This is a genomic window from Agrobacterium sp. DKPNP3 (assembly GCF_052686535.1).
This window is the reverse complement of sequence record NZ_JBQYSN010000013.1, coordinates 24,209-42,138: the sequence shown is the minus strand read 5'-3', so window position 1 is coordinate 42,138 and position 17,930 is coordinate 24,209. Positions and strand designations below refer to the sequence as shown.

Genomic DNA, 17,930 nt, shown 5'->3' with positions numbered 1-17,930 from the left:
GAAAGAATGGCCGGACAGAATATCCCAGATAATCCGTATATAGCGGCGCGCAACGAATGGAACGAGCGTTATGGGTCGTACGTCAAGGCGGCCGCAGCCTGGCGCGTCGTCGGCATTGCCGGTATGACCATGGCCGTCATTGGCTTCGGCTATGCGCTCTACCAGAGCACGCAGGTCAAGCTGATCCCCTATATCGTCGAAGTCGACAAGCTCGGCACATCAGTCAATGCCGGCTTCCCGCAGCAGATCGAGTATGCCGATCCCCGCGTGGTGCGCGCGACACTCGGCAGTTTCGTTTCGAACTTCCGATCGGTCACGCCGGACGCGGTCGTGCAGAAGCAGTATATCGACCGGACCTACGGGCTGCTCCGCACCTCCGATCCCGCGACGGAAAAGGTCAACGCCTGGTTCCGTTCGAATTCGCCCTTCGAGAAGGCGAAGAGCGCGACGGTGGCGATCGAGGTCAACAACATCGTCGCTCTGTCGAACCAGAGCTACCAGATCGACTGGACCGAGTTCGAGCGGGATCGCCGCGGCAAGGAGACCGCCACCCGCCGCTTCCGCGGGATCGCCACGGTGACACTGACGCCACCCCAGGACGAGGGGGTCATCCGTCTTAATCCCATCGGTCTCTATCTCAGAGACTTCGACTGGACCGCGCAGCTTTGAAAGGCATGGCTCCCAACATGAACATACGACACTTCAGAATGCGAGCCGCCCTGACTGCGAGCGCAGCGATACTGATGATTTTCCCAGCCATGGCTCTCTCCACCTCTCAGGCACAAGCCGCCGATGGCGTCACCGCCAACGAGGCGAAGGGAATGGGCATTTCGACACAGTGGCGTGGCGGCCGCGGGCTCGTGACGAAAGGCGCGGACGGCAAAGTCATCTTCCTTTATGGCGAGGTACAGCCATCCGTCGTCTGCTCACCGCTTCAGGTTTGCGACATCGAGCTTCAGGGTGGCGAGGTCGTTCGCGACGTGCTGGTCGGAGATACCGTGCGCTGGAAAGTCGAGCCCGCAACCTCGGGTGCCGCGGGAGGGCAGGCGATCCATCTGATCGTCAAGCCGTCGGAGCCGGGTCTGGTCACGTCGATGGTGGTGACGACGTCGCGGCGGACCTATCATATCCAGCTCAAGTCACATGCAACGCAGTATATGGCGCGTGTCGGGTTCGAATATCCCGAGGAGGTCTCGGCAAAGCTTGCCGATGTCAACGCGCGGCTGGAAGCCAGCACCATTCCCGGCGCCGGCGTTCCGGCGGAGCAATTAAGCTTTGCCTATTCCGTCTCGGGCAGTGCCGGCTGGCGGCCGACGCGAGTCTATTCCGATGGGCAGAAAACCTACATCCAGTTTCCACGCTCGATCTCCGGTCAGGATGCACCGGTTCTCTTCGTCGTCTCCGGCGGCCAGAACCGCATCGTCAACTATCGCATGAAGAGCAACATGATGGTGGTCGATTACAATATCGATCGTGCCGTCCTCGTCTCGGGCGTCGGCTGGAAGCAGCAGAAGGTGACGATCAGCAGGGGAGGGCGGTGATGCGGAATCTCCTTCGCCACACCGCGAACAGCCTCGGCCCCATCCGCTGCCTCGCCATAGGCAGTGGCCTCGCCATCCTCCTTTCCGGTTGCCAGTCAATGGAAACCGGCGGTCTCGCCACGAGCGCTGCACCTCCAGAGATCTCCGGACCGGCGGCCGGTGCAATCGCCGGCGACATGGTCAGCCGTCTCGCCGAGCAGATCGGACAGGGGAAGGCAACCGTTGCGCTCAAACAGGATGGTTCTCCCTTCGGCCAGGCACTTGAAGCAGCGCTGAAGGGATGGGGCTACGCCGTTGTTACCGACCAGAAGATGGATAGCGGGACTGCCGTCGTTCCGCTCGCCTATGTCATCGTGCCCTATGACGGCCAGGTGCTCGCACGGCTCTCAACGAGCAGCGTCGAACTCGGCCGCGCCTACACAGTGACGACATCGGGTGCGACACCGGCAAGCGCCCTGTCCCTCATGCGGCGCGGGTGAGGGAGGATATCATGGTGCAGTCTCTCAAACTCGGTGGTGCGCAAAACAATCAGGCCGCATCCGGCATAAAGCGGGTAAACCGCGTGCCGGTAATCCTTGTCATTGTGCTGTTGATTGCCTTTCTCGGCATCATCTTCTTTGGGCTCGCCTCACGCGGGCTCTACTTCGGCAACGATAGCGGCCCGGAAACGAGCTCAGGCAATCCGGCCTCGACCTATGCCGACCAGATCAAGCGCGGCGTCACCGACGGCATCATTGGCGAGCCACAGCAGCAGGAAACGTTTCAGCCGACGCCGATCGAGACGAAACAGGCCGAGGAGAAGGCGGCAAATCCCTTTACGCTGCAGCCGGAACAGAGACAGGAGCAACGGCGCGGGCAGGAACTGGAACCGGAGGAAGTTTGGCGGGCGCGTCTTGCTCGTGAGCAACAGGAACAGATTCTTCGCGAGCAGCAGCGCCAGCGGATGGCCCGAATGCAGGCGCGAGACACCGCCTACGACGCGCCGCTTGCCATCGATCGCGGCAAGCTGGAAGCGCGGTCGGAAAGAGATGAGGGCGCGGGGGGCCGGACGACGACAGCCGCCGCGAGCGCAAACGCCTCCGACCTTTATGCCGCGGCCCTACGCGCTGGTCTCGGCGGCCAGAATGTCGATCCGAACGGACAAAGCGCCAAGGAAAATTTCTTCAACGCAGACCTAAAGGATCTCGGCTACCTGCCAAACCGCGTCGTGCCACAGCAGTCCCTGTACGAACTGAAACGAGGCTCGGTCATTCCGGCGACGTTGATAACAGGGATCAATTCAGACCTACCGGGGCGTATCACCGCACAGGTCAGCCAGAATGTCTATGACAGCGCGACCGGGCATCGGCTGCTGATCCCGCAGGGCACGAAACTGTTCGGTCGCTATGACAGCAAAGTCTCATTCGGGCAGAGCAGGGTGCTCGTCGTCTGGTCCGATATCATCTTTCCGAACGGCTCGACATTGCAGATCGGCGGCATGGCCGGCGCGGATGCGGAAGGCTATGGTGGGTTCAAGGACAAGGTGAACAACCAATATCTGAAAACCTTCGGCTCAGCTGTTATGATTGCGCTCATCGGGACGGGCATTGATATGGCCGTGCCGCAGAGCTCAACGCTTGCCACGCAGGATACGGCATCTGACGCGGCACGGCGCAATTTTGCCGAGACTTTCGGACGCGTTGCGGACCGGACGATCCAGCGGAACATGGAGGTGCAGCCGACGCTGCAGATCCGGCCAGGCTACAAATTCAATGTCCTCGTCGATCAGGACATTGTTTTCCCGGGTCAGTACCATTGATAAGTAAACGCCCCAGTTACCACTTTATTCGAGATCAACACGATCGCCGCGCGTCGTGGGGCTGGAAATGACAAGAAAGTGTACATCTGCATCGCTATCGTTACGCGCCTGATGACGCCCCAAAGGAGGAATTTCGATACCGGACATACTTGGTATAGAATGGTAGGTTCCGTCGAGCTCCATAGTCAATTCTCCAGATAAAACGTAGAAGAATTGTCTGGCGACGTTGTGGTAGTGTCTTTTTTCAGCTGTAGCTGGCGGCATCCTCTCTTGGATAACCATCATTTCCGGGCGAGGCGAAAGGATCCAGCCATCGCACTCCGAGCCCCAATTGTAATGTTCTGCATTGTCAATATTTCGCTTCATCGTTCTCTCCCGAGAGGTTCCCTAAAGTCGCTCAGAAATCGCGACAAATCCGAGTTGGCACCAACTTCATCATGGCTACAGAAACGACGCCGATCTAGCGAGATCTCCACAATGGTGACAAGAGATAAGCTGGACGCCGCATCGCCTTGTCCTATAGTCCCGCTTTCCTATGTGTCGTCGGTAATCATTTACAATGATGTGCCAAATAGGGTGCTAAAGGATCTAAAGCCAAATTAGGTCAGCTTCAACTGTCCGCAAAGCTGGCGCTTACCCTTGCAGGTCTACGTTTCTTACCGAGGCACTCCATAATGGGGATCTACGTCAGATGGTATATGCCCCGTGTAAGCCGCGCGTGGCCGAATGATGTCGGGATTGCGTCGCTGTTCCAGACCATGTGCAATCCAGCCGATCGAGCGGCCCAAGGCAAACACGCCGAAAGCCGCACCGAGCGGTAACCGAAGGTGGCGCCGTAGGGCTACCAGCGCAAAATCTATGGAAGGTCGGGCCCCCGTTAAATCGTGTCCATGATGTATGAGTTCCTGGCAATCGCGGTCGAGGGGTGCCATGGACGCCAGTAGATCTGCCGCGCGAACATCTCCGGAAGGATACAATCGATGGCCGAAACCGGGAATGTCGTCGCCTCGTGCTAATCGCTGGCGTATCTTCGTACCCATTTCATCACCTACGACCTCGTCCCAAAGCGCTTCACCGCGAGCGGTGGTCGCCCCATGGCGGCCGCCCGTCAATGCGGCCAATCCCCCGATGATGCCGGCCCTCAGGCTTGCTCCGGTCGATACAACGCAACGCGCCGTGAAACTTGATGCGTTCAATTCATGGTCAGCACAAAGAACGAGGGCCCTGCGAATGAGGTCCGCCCCGCGGCTATCGATGCCCCAGACGTCTGCGCATTGCTGATGAAGTGGCTTTGCATTCGGCTCCGTGCCCAGCAAGCATCCAGCCAGGATGCGCACAAGATCAATACTACCTTCCGCCAGGCGTTGCTGCGATGTCTGCCACAGCGCAGTTCTGGCATCGTCACTTGCCAGCGTGAAGAGTGGCAACAGCACCTCTTCCGCACGCCGTCCCCGGAAGTTATCCATCACGACCAAAAGAGAACTGTCAGAAGAGGGCGCGGAACGGTCGAACGCAGAGATATCACATTGCCAGAGGTGAGCCGCCGCCTCTTCGACGCTGTGCGTACGGGCTATCTCCAATGCATCGAGGCCACGATAGTAAAGGCGCTCGTTCTCGATAAGGGTGATCGCCGACTCCAGAACAGGAAGGCCAAAACTCAGCGTTGCTTTCGCCACTTCCCTTGGCTTACGGCCCTTTTCCTTCCTGTCTCTGAGGCGCTCAACATCTGTGGCAAGATAGCGGCTTTCACGCTGGCCGGGCCCGTTTTCCGCGTGAAGCAAGCCTCGGCTGACATAGGCATAAAGTGTCTGCAGAGACACCCGCAAATAGGCTGCCGCCTCCCTGGAGGACATGTAACGAGGCATTGCAGACCCTCAAAGTTATATTGACAAGATTAATCAACGTTGACAATTATTCTAGCGTGGCGATGGATGCAATATCTTCCATTTGGGAGGCTGCCATGCCTGACAATTTTGCTTTTGGGCCAAACCCAACCTCAGATAAACCGTCTCCGAACAAGCTTCTACAAACGTCGTGGACGTCCATCGGGGGTGACCCCGATGAATTGAAACACATCAAATTTTCAGGAATTGGTGTGCTTCCGTCAGCGTTCCACGTCACCGAACTGGCAGCTGCAACGATCGGGGTTGCCAGTCTTGCGGTAGCGGAGTTGTCTGCTGTCGCATCGGGCGCTCTTCCGACGGTCGGGATCGACCGGCGACTTGCGTCCTATTGGTTTCTGACATCCCTCCGCCCGCAGGATTGGTCATTGCCACCGCAATGGGACCCGATCGCTGGTGATTATCAGGCCGCTGACGGCTGGATCCGGCTGCACACGAATGCGCCCCACCACCGCGACGTCGTCCTGTCCGTTCTCGGAACACCTATCGATAAAAGCTCAGTCGAGCAGGCTGTGGAGAAATGGAACGCGGCCGATCTTGAGGCCGCGATCGTCGAACGTGGTGGGTGTGCAGCATCAATGCGTACACAACAGGCATGGGCTGAACACCCGCAAGGGCTAGCCGTGAACGCCGAGCCACTGATACACCTTGCGTGGACAACTGCCGCCACCCCAGCGCACTGGACCCCGATGGCGGAACGCCCACTTCAGGGCATCCGCGTGCTTGATCTGACACGCATCCTCGCCGGTCCTGTTGCAACACGCTTCCTGGCAGCCTTTGGTGCCGATGTTTTGCGGATCGATCCCTTTGGATGGGAGGAGCCCGGGACGGTCCCAGAAGTTGTCCTTGGCAAACGCTGCGCGCGACTTGACCTGAAGACCGCAGAAGGGCGCGACCGACTTTCCCATTTGATCGCCGGGGCCGACGTGATCGTCCATGGCTACCGACCGGGGGCGCTGGCAGACCTCGGCTTCGATCCGGCACAGCGTCGGGCAATCAATCCCAACTTGATCGACGTCTGCCTTGACGCCTATGGCTGGACAGGTCCGTGGAAAGGACGACGCGGCTTCGACAGTCTCATTCAGATGAGTACCGGGATCGCCGATACTGGCATGCGTTTGATGGGTCGTGATCGCCCGACGCCGTTGCCCGGACAATCCATCGACCACGGGACAGGTTACTTGATGGCCGCCGCGGTAGTTCGAGGCCTGACCGAAAGACTGCGCACCGGGCGCGTCCTCGAAGCCCGCGCATCGCTGGCACGCACCGCACAATTGCTGGTGTCCGCTGGCCACCAATCCGCCGATACGACGGCGTTCTTGCCAGAACAGCAGGAAGACTTGTCGGATGCAATCGAGCGCACCGGTTGGGGACCGGCGCGGCGTTTGCGACCGCCTGCTGCAATTGATGGCGTCACAATGGGCTGGGATCTTCCCGCCCCGAAACTGGGATCATCGCCGCCGGTCTGGCTGAACACCAAATCGACCTCATCCACGGAGCTTACATCATGACCAAAACAGTTGTTATCAGCGGCGGCGGCAGCGGTATCGGTTTGGCGACGGCGCGATATTTTGCGGAACGCGGTGCGCAAGTGGCCATCATTGGCCGAAGGAAGTCCGTTTTGGAGGATGCCGCAGCTGCAATTGCGCGCGAGTTTCCGCAGGCACCGAATGTCTTGGTGATTGCGGGTGATCTTGGAAACGCGCCGGAGGTTGAGGCCATTAAAGCTGATCTATCGGACCGGCTTACGACCCTTGACGTGCTGGTCAACGCTGCGGGCGGTCACGTGCTGCGTCAATTTCCGGCTGAAACCTATGCTGACGGATTGGCGGGTGTGGCCCGCCGCTGGAACGACAATTTCCGCAACAACACGCTTGCCGCTGTCCTTCTCACAGAAGCTCTTTTGCCACAATTGCGGTCTCCGGGAGGACGCATCATTCTCCTGAGCTCGATCGCGGCCTATCGCGGCTCAGGAAATGGCTGCTACGGTGGTGCCAAGGCAGCCCTGCATCCTTACTGTTTCGATCTTGCCAAGTCGCTGGGCGGCAAAGGCATCACGGTCAACGCAATTGCGCCCGGCTATGTGTCCGAGACGGGCTTCTTTGGTACAGCTCTGTCTGATGCGCTGCATCAGGCCAAGATTGCCGAAACGATGAACGGCCGGGCCGGCATCCCCGCAGATATCGCTCATACGATTGGGTGGCTTGCCTCTGCTGAGGCTGCACATATCACTGGGCAGATCATTCAGGTCAACGGGGGCGCAGAGCGTGGACGCTAGCCTCGGTTTTCCACGACACATGAAGTCAACGCACTTAAATGCACAGCCTTGCACACAAGGATATGCTCGCTAACCTTGCAAAGAAATAGCGCAGGATTTTTCCTGAGGAGATCTAACCCGATCCTATTTATAGCTTCCTCGCTGGGAAATCCGAGTCGTCGGAATCATACTTCAATCATGAAGAAGCAACATAAACCAGCTTGCAATAACTCGCTGAGTCCCAGCCGGGCTGGCTGCTTTTTAAAGTGACAATCGTTCGGTTCTCTGCAACAACGAACACATTGAGAGACAGGGGCGTTCGTCGAAAGGCGGGCTGAGAAGTACCCTTGGAACCTGAACCAGATAATGCTGGCGGAGGGAGTCGCTCGGGATCTTCGCAGGCTTTTGCGTTCCGCTCCCGCGTCTTGCTCCGTTCGAAAGGAGCAACATGCAGCAGACCTCGCCCGGAAGCCTACTGACGGCGCTACGCGCCGATCCGCCGCTCGTCCAGAACATCACCAATTTCGTGGCAATGAACATCGCCGCCAATGTGCTGCTCGCCGCCGGGGCTTCTCCCGCCATGGTCCATGCCGAGGAAGAAGCGAGCGAGTTCGCAGGCATCGCCCGCGCATTGACTATCAACATCGGCACGCTGTCAGCAGGCTGGATGAAAGGCATGCGCAGCGCCGCAGATGCCGCCAACCGTGCTGGAAAGCCCTGGGTGCTCGATCCTGTGGCGCACTATGCGACGAGTTTCCGACGCCAGGCGGTCGATGCGCTACTGGCCCATCGCCCGACTATCATTCGCGGCAACGCTTCCGAGATCATTGCCTTGGCCGGTGGCACCAGTCGCGGGCAAGGCGTCGATAGCCGCGATCCGGTAGAGCAAGCGCAGTCCTCTGCCCGCATCCTCGCGAAAGCACACGGGGCGGTCGTCGCTGCCACTGGCGAGATCGATTTCGTTACCGATGGCGAGCGGGCCTTCGTTGTCGAAGGTGGGTCGCGTTTCATGCCTGCAGTCACGGCGCTGGGATGCTCACTCACCTGCCTCGTTGGTGCTTTAGCGGCGGTTTTCCCGACCGATCCGCTTGTGTCCTCTGTCGCGGCGCTCACCATCTTCGCAGTGGCAGGCGAAAACGCGGCGCGCCAAGCGGATGGCCCGGGCTCCTTTGCGTGGCGTTTCCTTGACGCGCTTTCCGCCCTTGATGGCCCGACGCTCGACAGACAGGCAAGGATTCGTGCGGCATGAAAAGCTTCGACCTCTCGCTCTATCTCGTTCTCGATCCTGATCTCTGCGCCGAAGTCGGCATGGTAGAGACGGCCCGCGCCGCGGTAGCCGGTGGCGCAACGATCGTGCAATTGCGCGACAAGCACGCCGACACGGCGGCGATAATCGAAACCGGCCACGCGCTGAAGGCAGCGCTGGCGGGCACCGGCGCATTACTCATAGTTAACGATGACGTCGAGGCGGCGATCACTATCCGCGCCGACGGTCTGCACATCGGTCAGGAGGACATGGATGCGCGCAGAGCCCGCAGACTGATCGGCCCTTCCATGATCCTTGGCCTCTCCGTCGAGACGGAAACGCTGTCTGCCGCAGTGGACGTCGATCTCGTCGACTACGCCGGCATCGGTCCTGTCTTCGGAACGCCGACCAAGCCTGATCACAAGCAGCCAATCGGCTTAGACGGATTGGCCAGGTTAATTTCAATATGCCCGGTCCCGTCGGTGGCGATCGGAGGCCTGAAAGCCGGGCATGTTGATGAGGTGTTTAGAGCGGGCGCCCAAGGGCTTGCAGTCGTTTCGGCCATATGTGGCAGGCCGGATCCACGCGCAGAGGCTGCGCTTATCGCGGAACGAATCAGAAAGGTCAAAGGGTGATATGCGACATTCTTTCGATCGCCGGCTCTGACCCATCCAGCACGGTCTGGTTCGAGGCAGCGAGAGTTCAGGCAGTTAATACGCGCGTCACTGGCTGCACCCTCTCCAGCGCGCTCGCCGTCGAACTCGCCAACGGGGGGGCAACTCAGCCAAGCGATGGCGGCTGCCAAAGCCTATGTCGCCAAGGTGGGTACGCTCCACATCGGTTCCGGCCATAGGCCGAGGCAACATTTTCATGCGCTATAGCGCAATCAGGAAGGATGAAAGGCATGACACTTGATATCAGTAAGCAGACGGTCATCGTAACCGGCGCCGGACGTGGCCTTGGCGCGGCGATTGCCGAAGCTCTCGCACGTGAAGGCGCAAAAGTGGCTATCAATTATCGCACCAGCCGAATGGAAGCCGAAGCGCTGGCGGACCGTCTCGGCGATCGAACACGCGCCTTCCAGGCCGATATTCGGGATACAGACGCCGTCAACCGATTGGTTGCCGAGGTGACTGATGGGTTCGGTGCACCAACAACGGTCGTGCACAATGCACTGACCGATTTCAGCTTCAATGGAGATGCGCGGCCTAAGCTCAGCGATCTCTTATGGCAGGACATGGCGGGGCAACTCGATACCGCCCTAAAGGGCGCGCTTAACCTGATACAGGCGGTGCGAGCCGGCATGGCAGCATCTGGCTTTGGTCGAATCGTGACGATTGGCACGAACTTATTCCAGAATCCTGTTGTCCCCTACCACGATTACACCGCCGCTAAAGCCGCGCTCCTTTCGCTCACCCGCACCGCCGCGGCCGAACTCGGGCCAGACGGTATCACAGTAAACATGGTCTCTGGTGGTCTGCTTCGGACGACAACAGCGAGCAGTGCGACTCCAGAGGAAGTGTTCGACCTGGTCGCAGCCAGCACGCCGCTGCGCCGTGTTACCACGCCGGAAGAGGCGGCAGATGCCGTGCTATTTTTTGTCAGTCCGTGGGGGAGGGCCGTGACGGGCCAAAACCTCATTGTCGATGGTGGCCTTGTGTTCGGCTGAAGCAAGGCAAAGGGCCAGCGGAGCAAAAGTCGACCGCGGACCGGCGATAGCAATCGAGTTACGGGCGGTTAGCACTGGCACCCAAATTTGAAATTACGCATGTTTTTTAGTGCGATAATTTGGAAAGCCACTCCAAGATAGTTGCTGTCAGCAACCTCGGAGCTTCCAGTGGCACCATGTGGCCCGCTCCCTCGATGACGGCAAGCGTGGACCCTGGTATTCCTCGGTGAAGCTCGATTGCTTCCGCTCTTGATCGGAGTCTATCCTGCTCACCAGCGATTACGAGGCAAGGACATTTTAGCTTTGCTAGTTCGCCGCGCTCATCATGTCGGACGAGAAGCGACTGCCGCTCAAAGGCAGCATAACCGATGCGCCGGCTCATTGCTTGGATCAATGAGACAAGGTCATCGCGACCTGTATTATCGGGATGCAGCGACGAGTTTATCGCTGCTCTGCTTAGGCCTTTAAAGGTCTCAGGTGCGTTATGCTGCGTAATAGGTTCTTTTCGATTTACTCGCAGGTCGCCATCCCCGCGTGACGAGGTTGCGATCAAAATCAACGCCTTCACGCGCTCTGGAACCTGCCGCGCGATTTCGCGGGCGATGTAGCCTCCCAGCGAAAAACCAATCAAAATGAACTCAGAAGGGGTACTCGCTATGGCGCGCCGCGCCATGGCAGCGATGGAATTATCTTGAGTAAGATCCGCATGAACAATGGGGCCGTAGGGGGCTAGATCTGGCTCAACCTCGCGCCAAAGTGCGGCGTCCAGCATGTAACCTGGGATCATCAGTAGTGCCATTTTCGCATCTCCCAACCGCACCTTTAAGAGTATATTCTGGTCGAGTTCGTTCCGCGTCGGGACACTGCCCGTTTTTCCGCGAACGGAACCGTAATCAACGCAGCCAGCTATCTTTTGCCCCGCGAACAGGCAAAAATCCTCGGTCGTTCCAGCCGTTCGTTGATGGTTCCAAACGCAGCGGCATTAACGCTTTTCGAGGTTCCGGCGCCTATAGCAAATATTACAATATTTCGATAGATACTACATCCAACTTCAGGGAATCGGGTAGATGGTGCCTCAATTCGACATCGAAGCGTTGCGTATGATGATCATGGGCATCGAGTTGGGCAGTTTTGCGCGTGCTGCAGTTCAACTCGGCCGTTCACAGTCCGCTGTCAGCATGCAACTCAAACGCCTGGAAGATCAGGCTGGCCATCCGCTGTTTCAACGGAAGGGTCGCGGTCTCGCGCCAACCGAGGCAGGCGAAACACTTCTCGAGTATGCACGGCGGATCGTTGCTATGCACGATGAGGCAGCGGCGGCTTTGGGTGCGTCGGTAGCACCTCCAACAATACGGCTTGGCTTGCCGCAAGATTTTTTTGAAGATGTCATGCCCGCTACCCTTACGGCATTTGCCAATAACCGCCCAAATTCCCATGTCGCAGTTCGTGCGGGTCGAAATTACGCACTCGAGGAAGAGGTGAAGGCAGGTCAACTGGACGTTGCTATTGCCTTCTGCGAAGCACGTCGCCCTGCGACTGGAGAACTTTTGGCAACAATGCCGATATTCTGGTTAGCCAAAGATGAGAACATCGACGTTATTAGAGGTCCGCGAGGCGATTTGCCTCTTGTCCTCTACGAACATCCCTGCCTGTTTCGACAAGCTGCACTTCGCGCGTTAGAGGACGCAAGGATCAAGTGGCGCCTTTCATTGACGACCCCAAGCTTGGCTGGAGTTTGGGGCGCTTTGAGGTTTGGATTGGGCATGACAGTTCGCACCGCCTACCGTGTGCCACCGGAAGTAAAAAAAGTTGTCGATGGTCTTCCGAGTTTGCCGGACCTCGAATTGAGAATGTTCAAACAAGATCATCCGACCGAAGCGGCGCAAGAACTGTCTGATATCCTTAAAACAGCTGTCCGAAATCTCGTCATCGATCATTGATTGAGGCGACTAAGATGGAAATGAAGAACGCGCAGTTGAAGTTTCACCTTGCGTGCCAATCAGCGTAGAAGCGCAACCGGAACTGGAATAAAGCGTTTTATGCAACCCAAGAACTTTTGTCGCGGGAGCACCGCGCTCAAACGAAGGAGGGTGCCCAAGCCCCTTTTTCGCTCGCTGTTAACGCTAGTGAATCTCCACTCGCCTCCATACTGATCGATGGCGGCCACACAGAGGCTCTGTTTGTCGATCCAACGTCTTGGGGAGGAATCGGGGCTGCGCTTGTGAGCCACGGACTTCCACTTCATCCTCAAATGACAACCGACGTCAATGAACAGAACGACCAAGCTGTTGGCTTCGTGGCATTCACGCGGATCGACCGCTCACCGAAAGAGGGCAAGGGTAGACGTTATCAACTCATTCACCCGGTTTACGGTCGCTGACCAATCCCGCATCGCATCACATATTTTGGACACCAACATCTATTAATGTAGTGATCGTCCCACGCTGCGTAAAATTCGCATGCTCGGGCTTGCAATGATGGTATCGAATAGGCCTGCTCCGACTGTCGCCATTTGCAGATTTCCAAAGATGCCGATCATCTTCCGCCCTATCGGAAGGCTCAGATCATGAGCCGTCAGGGCATTGATCTTGACCCACGCCCGCCGACTGGGTCGGCAGCCCATGTTTTGTTCCTCAATTCGGAACGGCGCGTGGAATGTCGTTTCGAGGGAGATTGAATCACAAAGCGTCAAGACGATTAAACCCAATTATGGGACACGGCGTAGTAAGCGCATGAAACCAGTCCAGATCTTTAATTCTAATTGAACGAATAACGAGATAGGAAGCGACCCCGCTCTGAAAATTTCTTGCTCCATGAAGGTGCAGAGTTTGGTGAGAGTGCTTGTTCGTCTGGCATCTTTTTCAGCACCCGCAGTCTTTGCCGCCGTCACGAGGTTACTATCTTATCAGCCATACGCCGAAAGCCTGTCCGCTGCGAATTGATACGCTGCTTCAAATTCAGAATCCGTATTGAAGCCGCGCCGAGGAAAAATGATCGCTTCACGCCTCGATATCGCCATGATCAAATAATTGCCTTCATGAATAATACGTTTGACGGCACGCCACGGAAATTTCACTTTGGCGACTTCCGACTGGCTCTCAACACCCCCCTCGCTCATGGTTAAGGTCAGTGTCGCACCTGCAGAAGCGATCTGCCGGAAGTAAAAGAAGGATATTCCAGCAGCGAGCCAATGATTAAAAAAAGAAAGCAGGATGGACACTGCTATGATGGCGAGGAAGATCCAGAAGTAGAAGCTGCTGGCATAAAGAAATGTTGCCATGAGCTTTGGATTGACGATATCTGTGAGTAGACCGATCAAGTACCATAGGGAAAATAGCCAAAGGACGAACGCCAAGCTATTCCTTGCCAGAGACCGCTTCGTCAGAACACGTGTCATAGCCGCATAGTCTCGCGCATTCATGGTATAAGTTATCTGATACAAGCCACCACCTGCTCGATGTAAAACATCTCTCTACATGCTCGAACTTAACCTACCGCTCGTGGGAGCCGCGGCCGAGCCATAATTGAAAACGAGCACGTCGAGATGAAATGGATTTTGGTAAGCCAAACAAGCTCTGTTCGTTAAAGCCTGCCATCAAACATGTAGTCAGTATAGGTGAAGCTATTGTGGGCTGCATATCGGCTCCTCAGGCGATCCTTTCATGTCGGAGCAAAGCTCGACCAGAGCGCCGTTCAGGTCGCGGACATGGCCGGCAACCTGGCCCAAAGGCCTGATCGTTGGCGGCGTCAGTGGGTTTGCCCCTGCCGCGACCGCTCTGTCCCATGAGGTTTGCGGATCGTCGCAGATCAACGCTATCTCCACCGCTTGGGCCAGATCAACTGCACGCAAGAGCCGAATAGCCACCCCGTTCATCTCGGCCATCTTTTCGCCGGCGAAGGCTAAGGTGGTGTCGCCGGTTTCCATCTCAGCATAGAGACCACTTTCGTGCAGAAATCGAAGCGTCACGCCGAAGGCCACCTCGTAAAAGGCGACCGTTGCTGGAACATCTGGAACATAGAGAATGGTATAGCCGAATCTGAGGGTCACAGGGATGTCCTTTTTCATCTCGCCGGACCATGCCAGCGGCGGCGACTCCACCCAAAAGTTCTGTATAGCGTGAGGGCTGCGGGCTGACCGGGCTGTGTCAAGGCCCGGTTCCAGATGGTATCCAAATTGCGATCCTTTTGCCGGGGTCTGGCGTGCTTTGAGATTTGGCTTGGGCATGACGGTTCGTACTGCGCACCAAACACCTTCTGGCATCCGCAAGATCGATGGAGGCTGCCGAGCCTGCCAGCCTTCGAATTGAGATTGCAAAACAAGATAATACAAGTGAACTGGCTCAGGAACTAGCCGATCTCCTGAAAACCATCTTCCGAGATCTGGTCTTCGATCCCGATGGATCGTCAACAGGTTTCCAACCACAGTTAGGCGTGATCCGAAACTCCGGGCAGGAAAGTCTCGTAAGTTACTCTGACAAGTTAAGAGGTACCCATGGGTAGTCTTCCCGCGCCGCTTTTCCCAACCCCCACTGTTCAATTCTGAACATGCCCAAGAAGCTTTTCCAGCAAAGCCGAGAGCTCTGCACGTTCACTCTTGGTAAGTCCTGCCAGCACCGCTTCCTGATTGACAACGTGTGCTTCCACTGCCCGATCTATCAAAGCCAAACCCTGAGGGGTAAGTGCAACCAAGGTGCCACGCTTGTCGCTTGGGTTGGGCTGACGCTGCACCAACTGAGCCTTTTCCAACCGATCTATTCTGTTTGTCATGCTACCCGATGAAATCATCGCCGCTTCATAAAGGTCGGTTGGTGTTAGCGCATACGGTGCTCCACTCCGACGCAGGGTTGCTAACACATCGAATTCGCCAGGCTGAAGGCCGAACGCGGCAAATACAGGATTGAGCCGTTCTCGCGTAATGACGAGCGCTGCCTCGCCCAAGCGCCCGAGGAGTATCATCGCGCCGGTATCCAAGTCGGGCCGCTCACGAGCCCACTGATCGGCAGCTTTTGAAGCACGGTCCATGCACAACCTATCTTGACATCAAGATACATATCTTTATGTCAAGATTCATATCGGCGGTAACTTGCAACCGCAAGCGAAGATTTTACCAGGAGCCATTTTTATGATCGGTCGTCGCCATCGCTGGGTGTTTCCGGCTTCGGTTCTGCTCGTCGGACTCAATTTAAGGCCTTCCATCGCGGTCATCGGACCCTTGCTTGATACGATACAGCATGCAACGGATCTCTCGGATTTGGCCGCCAGTTTACTCACAACGCTGCCCGTAGGGTTGATGGGCGCTGTTCTCTTCGCAATCCGCCCGCTCCGTGCTGCTGTCAGCGACAAGACGGCGATCGCGACGGGACTCCTCGTTCTTCTCTTTAGCCACGCCGTCCGCTTCTTCCTACCCAGTGCTTCAATCTTGCTGATGACCGCAATTTGCGGGGGTATCGGGATAGCGTTGGTGCAGGCGGTCATGCCTGCGGTCATCCGTCGTCAAGCGAAGCGCGATGCGGCGGGAATGATGGGCCTTTATTCAACAGCGATAATGGCGGGGGCCCTTATATCGGCAATGGCTGGGCCATGGCTCGCCGTGACGCTGAACTGGAGGGCAGCTTTGGGAATATGGGTCGCACCCGCTGCGATAGCACTGCTGATTTGGCGACATGCGCTTGGTCCTGAAACAGTCGTGCATCGGGTCTGCGACAAACCGTTACATCTCTATAGAGAGCCACGCGCCTGGCTCCTGTTGACATTTTTCGGCTTAGGTACGGGGGCATACACGCTGGTGCTTGCCTGGCTGCCGCCTTTTTACACCCAGATGGGCTGGTCGGCACAAAGGGCAGGTGGCCTTCTGGGAGCCGTGACGGTTGCGGAGGTGATCGCGGGGCTCACCGTGTCCTCGGCAATTAATTTCCTGCCAGACAGACGTCCTGCTTTGTTGGCCGCGATCGGAGCTCTTTTTTTAGGAATGCTAGGGCTTGCGATTTCACCGCAAACATTTGCCTGGCCAGCAGCAGTTTCGGCGGGTGTAGGGATTGGAGCCTTGTTCCCTCTCTCGATTATCGTAGCAATGGATCATGGCGATGAGGCTGACGAAGCTGCCACCATCGCGGCATTTGTACAGGGAGGGGGCTATGTTTTGGCAGCGGTGATGCCGTTAGTGGCTGGATTGTTACGACAGTTACTCGCTGACCTGTCACTCGTCTGGTGGCTGATGATGCTCCTTTGTGCGGTACTTTGCCTTATCGCAATGAGCCTTGACCCATGCCGGCGCATCTCCTGTCCTACATGAGATGCGGGGTCAAGAGATACTTGAGCGGCGAAATCCGCTCTGCAAACTGCCGTGCCAGAAAATGATGACAGGAGCCGCAAGCAATGATCATAAGACCCGCAGAACCTCGCGATTTGCCAGACCTGCGAAATCTATTTTTGAGATCTCGCCGAGCAGCTTTTTTTTGGGAGGTGCCTTCCACTTTTGTGCTGGAAGATTTCGATACCGAAACTAACGGCGAAGCAATAACGATTTCCGCCGATAATGACCGTCTTACAGGATTTATTTCGGTGTGGCAGCCAAGCAATTTTATCCACCATCTTCACGTCGATCCACGCTATGTGGGGCGCGGAATAGGGCGCTCGCTCCTGTCGTCTCTGCCTGGATGGAAGTCGGTTCGATACCAACTCAAATGTGTCTCCGCAAACAGAGGGGCCTTGGCATTCTACTTAGCAAACGGCTTCGTGGAAGTCGGACAAGGTAAAGCTGGTAATCATGAATATCGATTGCTTGAAACTGCTATCGGCACAGGTTCAATGGAAGCGTCTAAAGCTGGATGATCGATCAGACGGCCGAAGCTGATCTAAACGGGTCGTTCGCGGGAGTGGGCGTAGTCTTGAGCCAAACCTCACCCGCTTGCTTGAAATGAGTGGGCCGCGACATATCATCACTGACGGCAGACAGCCAAATTGGTGGAGATATTGGCAAGCACAGGCAGCGCCCGCTGGCTTTCCACCAACACCGGATTTCTGAGGGCATCGGTTATTTTGACGTAGCCCCTCGCTGCGGATGAACTTCCAGATCGTTTATGTTAGAACGGCAATGCCTCGCGAGGCGAGGTCCGCCTTCAGTCCATGCAGCGTCAAATGCGGATTTTGAGCAAGCCGTTCGGCAATGAGGCCACGATGGAGGTTCCAGAATGCGCTTGCAATGACTACACATCTTGTCGGGGCCAACCGATCCAGTCGCGCGGTAGTGTTGCGACCACTTAACCACTGAAGACGCCGCGACATTAAACCGTACGGCCACGGCCCAGATACTCTCTCGCTCACCGCGGCGGTAACAACACGCTCACGAAGATGATTTGAAACGGTGCGGTTATCCGATGCTTGCCTTCCATTCAGGCAGCATCATTGAATCAGAACAAAGCGGGCTCGGGAATGCAGGCCCATTCTGAAAAATCAGGAAATGCTCTAATACCTGTCTTACCCGCTCCAAGGATCATTCTACCTGAAGTCATGGTGGAC

At 56.9% G+C, this 17,930-nt stretch carries 18 protein-coding genes, 1 pseudogene and 1 riboswitch; of the genes and pseudogenes, 13 read left to right on the top strand and 6 right to left on the bottom strand.

All coding sequences use genetic code 11. From position 1 onward, the window contains the following. The first annotated feature begins 6 nt into the window (after positions 1 to 6). From ACUTJJ_RS06060 to trbI, 4 genes are read left to right on the top strand one after another with little or no spacing between them, the layout of a single operon-like run. Positions 7 to 669, top strand: coding sequence for a conjugal transfer protein TrbF (locus tag ACUTJJ_RS06060; protein ID WP_445541628.1), 663 nt, complete (start codon positions 7 to 9; stop codon positions 667 to 669). A gap of 17 nt (positions 670 to 686) precedes the next feature. After that, positions 687 to 1,541 carry a P-type conjugative transfer protein TrbG gene (gene trbG, locus ACUTJJ_RS06055; protein ID WP_445541627.1) on the top strand — a complete coding sequence of 285 codons (855 nt, stop codon included), beginning with the start codon at positions 687 to 689 and terminating at the stop codon, positions 1,539 to 1,541. Next, complete coding sequence (trbH, locus tag ACUTJJ_RS06050; RefSeq protein ID WP_445541626.1) at positions 1,541 to 2,020, top strand: conjugal transfer protein TrbH; 480 nt, start codon at positions 1,541 to 1,543, stop codon at positions 2,018 to 2,020. The genes trbG and trbH overlap by 1 nt, the downstream gene beginning before the upstream one ends. Before the next feature lie 11 nt (positions 2,021 to 2,031). Next, entirely contained in the window at positions 2,032 to 3,339 is a 1,308-nt protein-coding gene (gene trbI, locus ACUTJJ_RS06045; protein WP_445541625.1) for an IncP-type conjugal transfer protein TrbI, read from the top strand. A 24-nt stretch (positions 3,340 to 3,363) separates the two neighbouring features. Here the strand turns inward: trbI and ACUTJJ_RS06040 are convergent, their stop codons facing one another. Then, positions 3,364 to 3,705 carry a cupin domain-containing protein gene (locus tag ACUTJJ_RS06040; protein WP_445541624.1) on the bottom strand — a complete coding sequence of 114 codons (342 nt, stop codon included), beginning with the start codon at positions 3,703 to 3,705 and terminating at the stop codon, positions 3,364 to 3,366. Between the two features lie 290 nt (positions 3,706 to 3,995). Then, a complete protein-coding gene (locus ACUTJJ_RS06035) occupies positions 3,996 to 5,204 on the bottom strand; it encodes a citrate synthase family protein (protein ID WP_445541623.1) in 1,209 nt (402 codons plus the stop codon). Between ACUTJJ_RS06035 and ACUTJJ_RS06030 the strand changes: the two genes are divergently transcribed. The 6 genes and pseudogenes from ACUTJJ_RS06030 (at position 5,204) to ACUTJJ_RS06005 (ending at position 10,412) form a co-directional block, all read left to right on the top strand. Beyond that, on the top strand, positions 5,204 to 6,751 hold the full coding sequence (locus ACUTJJ_RS06030; protein ID WP_445541622.1) for a CoA transferase: 1,548 nt from the start codon (positions 5,204 to 5,206) through the stop codon (positions 6,749 to 6,751). The two genes, ACUTJJ_RS06035 and ACUTJJ_RS06030, sit on opposite strands and share 1 nt — an antisense overlap. After that, the gene (locus tag ACUTJJ_RS06025) at positions 6,748 to 7,518 is read left to right on the top strand and encodes an SDR family NAD(P)-dependent oxidoreductase (RefSeq protein WP_445541621.1); all 771 of its coding nucleotides are present in this window, start codon (positions 6,748 to 6,750) and stop codon (positions 7,516 to 7,518) included. The genes ACUTJJ_RS06030 and ACUTJJ_RS06025 overlap by 4 nt, the downstream gene beginning before the upstream one ends. A 280-nt stretch (positions 7,519 to 7,798) precedes the next feature. After that, positions 7,799 to 7,895, top strand: a riboswitch (TPP riboswitch). Between the two features lie 50 nt (positions 7,896 to 7,945). Next, entirely contained in the window at positions 7,946 to 8,746 is an 801-nt protein-coding gene (gene thiM / locus ACUTJJ_RS06020) for a hydroxyethylthiazole kinase (RefSeq protein ID WP_445541620.1), read from the top strand. Further along, the gene (thiE, locus tag ACUTJJ_RS06015) at positions 8,743 to 9,378 is read left to right on the top strand and encodes a thiamine phosphate synthase (RefSeq protein WP_445541619.1); all 636 of its coding nucleotides are present in this window, start codon (positions 8,743 to 8,745) and stop codon (positions 9,376 to 9,378) included. Before thiM ends, thiE begins: the two co-directional genes overlap by 4 nt. Before the next feature lie 47 nt (positions 9,379 to 9,425). Next, positions 9,426 to 9,624, top strand: a pseudogene (locus tag ACUTJJ_RS06010) (bifunctional hydroxymethylpyrimidine kinase/phosphomethylpyrimidine kinase); the annotation flags it as partial. Between the two features lie 23 nt (positions 9,625 to 9,647). Continuing rightward, a complete protein-coding gene (locus tag ACUTJJ_RS06005; RefSeq protein WP_445541618.1) occupies positions 9,648 to 10,412 on the top strand; it encodes a 3-oxoacyl-ACP reductase in 765 nt (254 codons plus the stop codon). Positions 10,413 to 10,518: 106 nt separating this feature from the next. Here the strand turns inward: ACUTJJ_RS06005 and ACUTJJ_RS06000 are convergent, their stop codons facing one another. Next, the gene (locus ACUTJJ_RS06000; RefSeq protein WP_445541617.1) at positions 10,519 to 11,211 is read right to left on the bottom strand and encodes an alpha/beta fold hydrolase; all 693 of its coding nucleotides are present in this window, start codon (positions 11,209 to 11,211) and stop codon (positions 10,519 to 10,521) included. 268 nt (positions 11,212 to 11,479) lie between these two features. Here ACUTJJ_RS06000 and ACUTJJ_RS05995 point away from each other — a divergent pair, with 268 nt between their 5' ends. Continuing rightward, positions 11,480 to 12,352, top strand: a complete 873-nt coding sequence (locus ACUTJJ_RS05995; RefSeq protein WP_445541616.1) for a LysR family transcriptional regulator — start codon at positions 11,480 to 11,482, stop codon at positions 12,350 to 12,352. Between the two features lie 965 nt (positions 12,353 to 13,317). On the opposite strand, the gene ACUTJJ_RS05990 is transcribed toward ACUTJJ_RS05995, so the two are convergent. The 3 genes from ACUTJJ_RS05990 to ACUTJJ_RS05980 all read right to left on the bottom strand — a co-directional run bounded on the left by ACUTJJ_RS05990 (position 13,318) and on the right by ACUTJJ_RS05980 (position 15,434). Continuing rightward, positions 13,318 to 13,809, bottom strand: a complete 492-nt coding sequence (locus tag ACUTJJ_RS05990; protein WP_445541615.1) for a YcxB family protein — start codon at positions 13,807 to 13,809, stop codon at positions 13,318 to 13,320. A gap of 225 nt (positions 13,810 to 14,034) precedes the next feature. Then, the gene (locus tag ACUTJJ_RS05985) at positions 14,035 to 14,637 is read right to left on the bottom strand and encodes a VOC family protein (protein ID WP_445541614.1); all 603 of its coding nucleotides are present in this window, start codon (positions 14,635 to 14,637) and stop codon (positions 14,035 to 14,037) included. Positions 14,638 to 14,945: 308 nt separating this feature from the next. Continuing rightward, on the bottom strand, positions 14,946 to 15,434 hold the full coding sequence (locus tag ACUTJJ_RS05980; protein ID WP_445541613.1) for a MarR family winged helix-turn-helix transcriptional regulator: 489 nt from the start codon (positions 15,432 to 15,434) through the stop codon (positions 14,946 to 14,948). A 100-nt stretch (positions 15,435 to 15,534) separates the two neighbouring features. Here ACUTJJ_RS05980 and ACUTJJ_RS05975 point away from each other — a divergent pair, with 100 nt between their 5' ends. Both ACUTJJ_RS05975 and ACUTJJ_RS05970 read left to right on the top strand, forming a co-directional pair. After that, the gene (locus ACUTJJ_RS05975) at positions 15,535 to 16,704 is read left to right on the top strand and encodes an MFS transporter (RefSeq protein ID WP_445541612.1); all 1,170 of its coding nucleotides are present in this window, start codon (positions 15,535 to 15,537) and stop codon (positions 16,702 to 16,704) included. A gap of 83 nt (positions 16,705 to 16,787) precedes the next feature. Next, positions 16,788 to 17,243, top strand: a complete 456-nt coding sequence (locus ACUTJJ_RS05970; RefSeq protein ID WP_445541611.1) for a GNAT family N-acetyltransferase — start codon at positions 16,788 to 16,790, stop codon at positions 17,241 to 17,243. Positions 17,244 to 17,930: the final 687 nt, after the last annotated feature.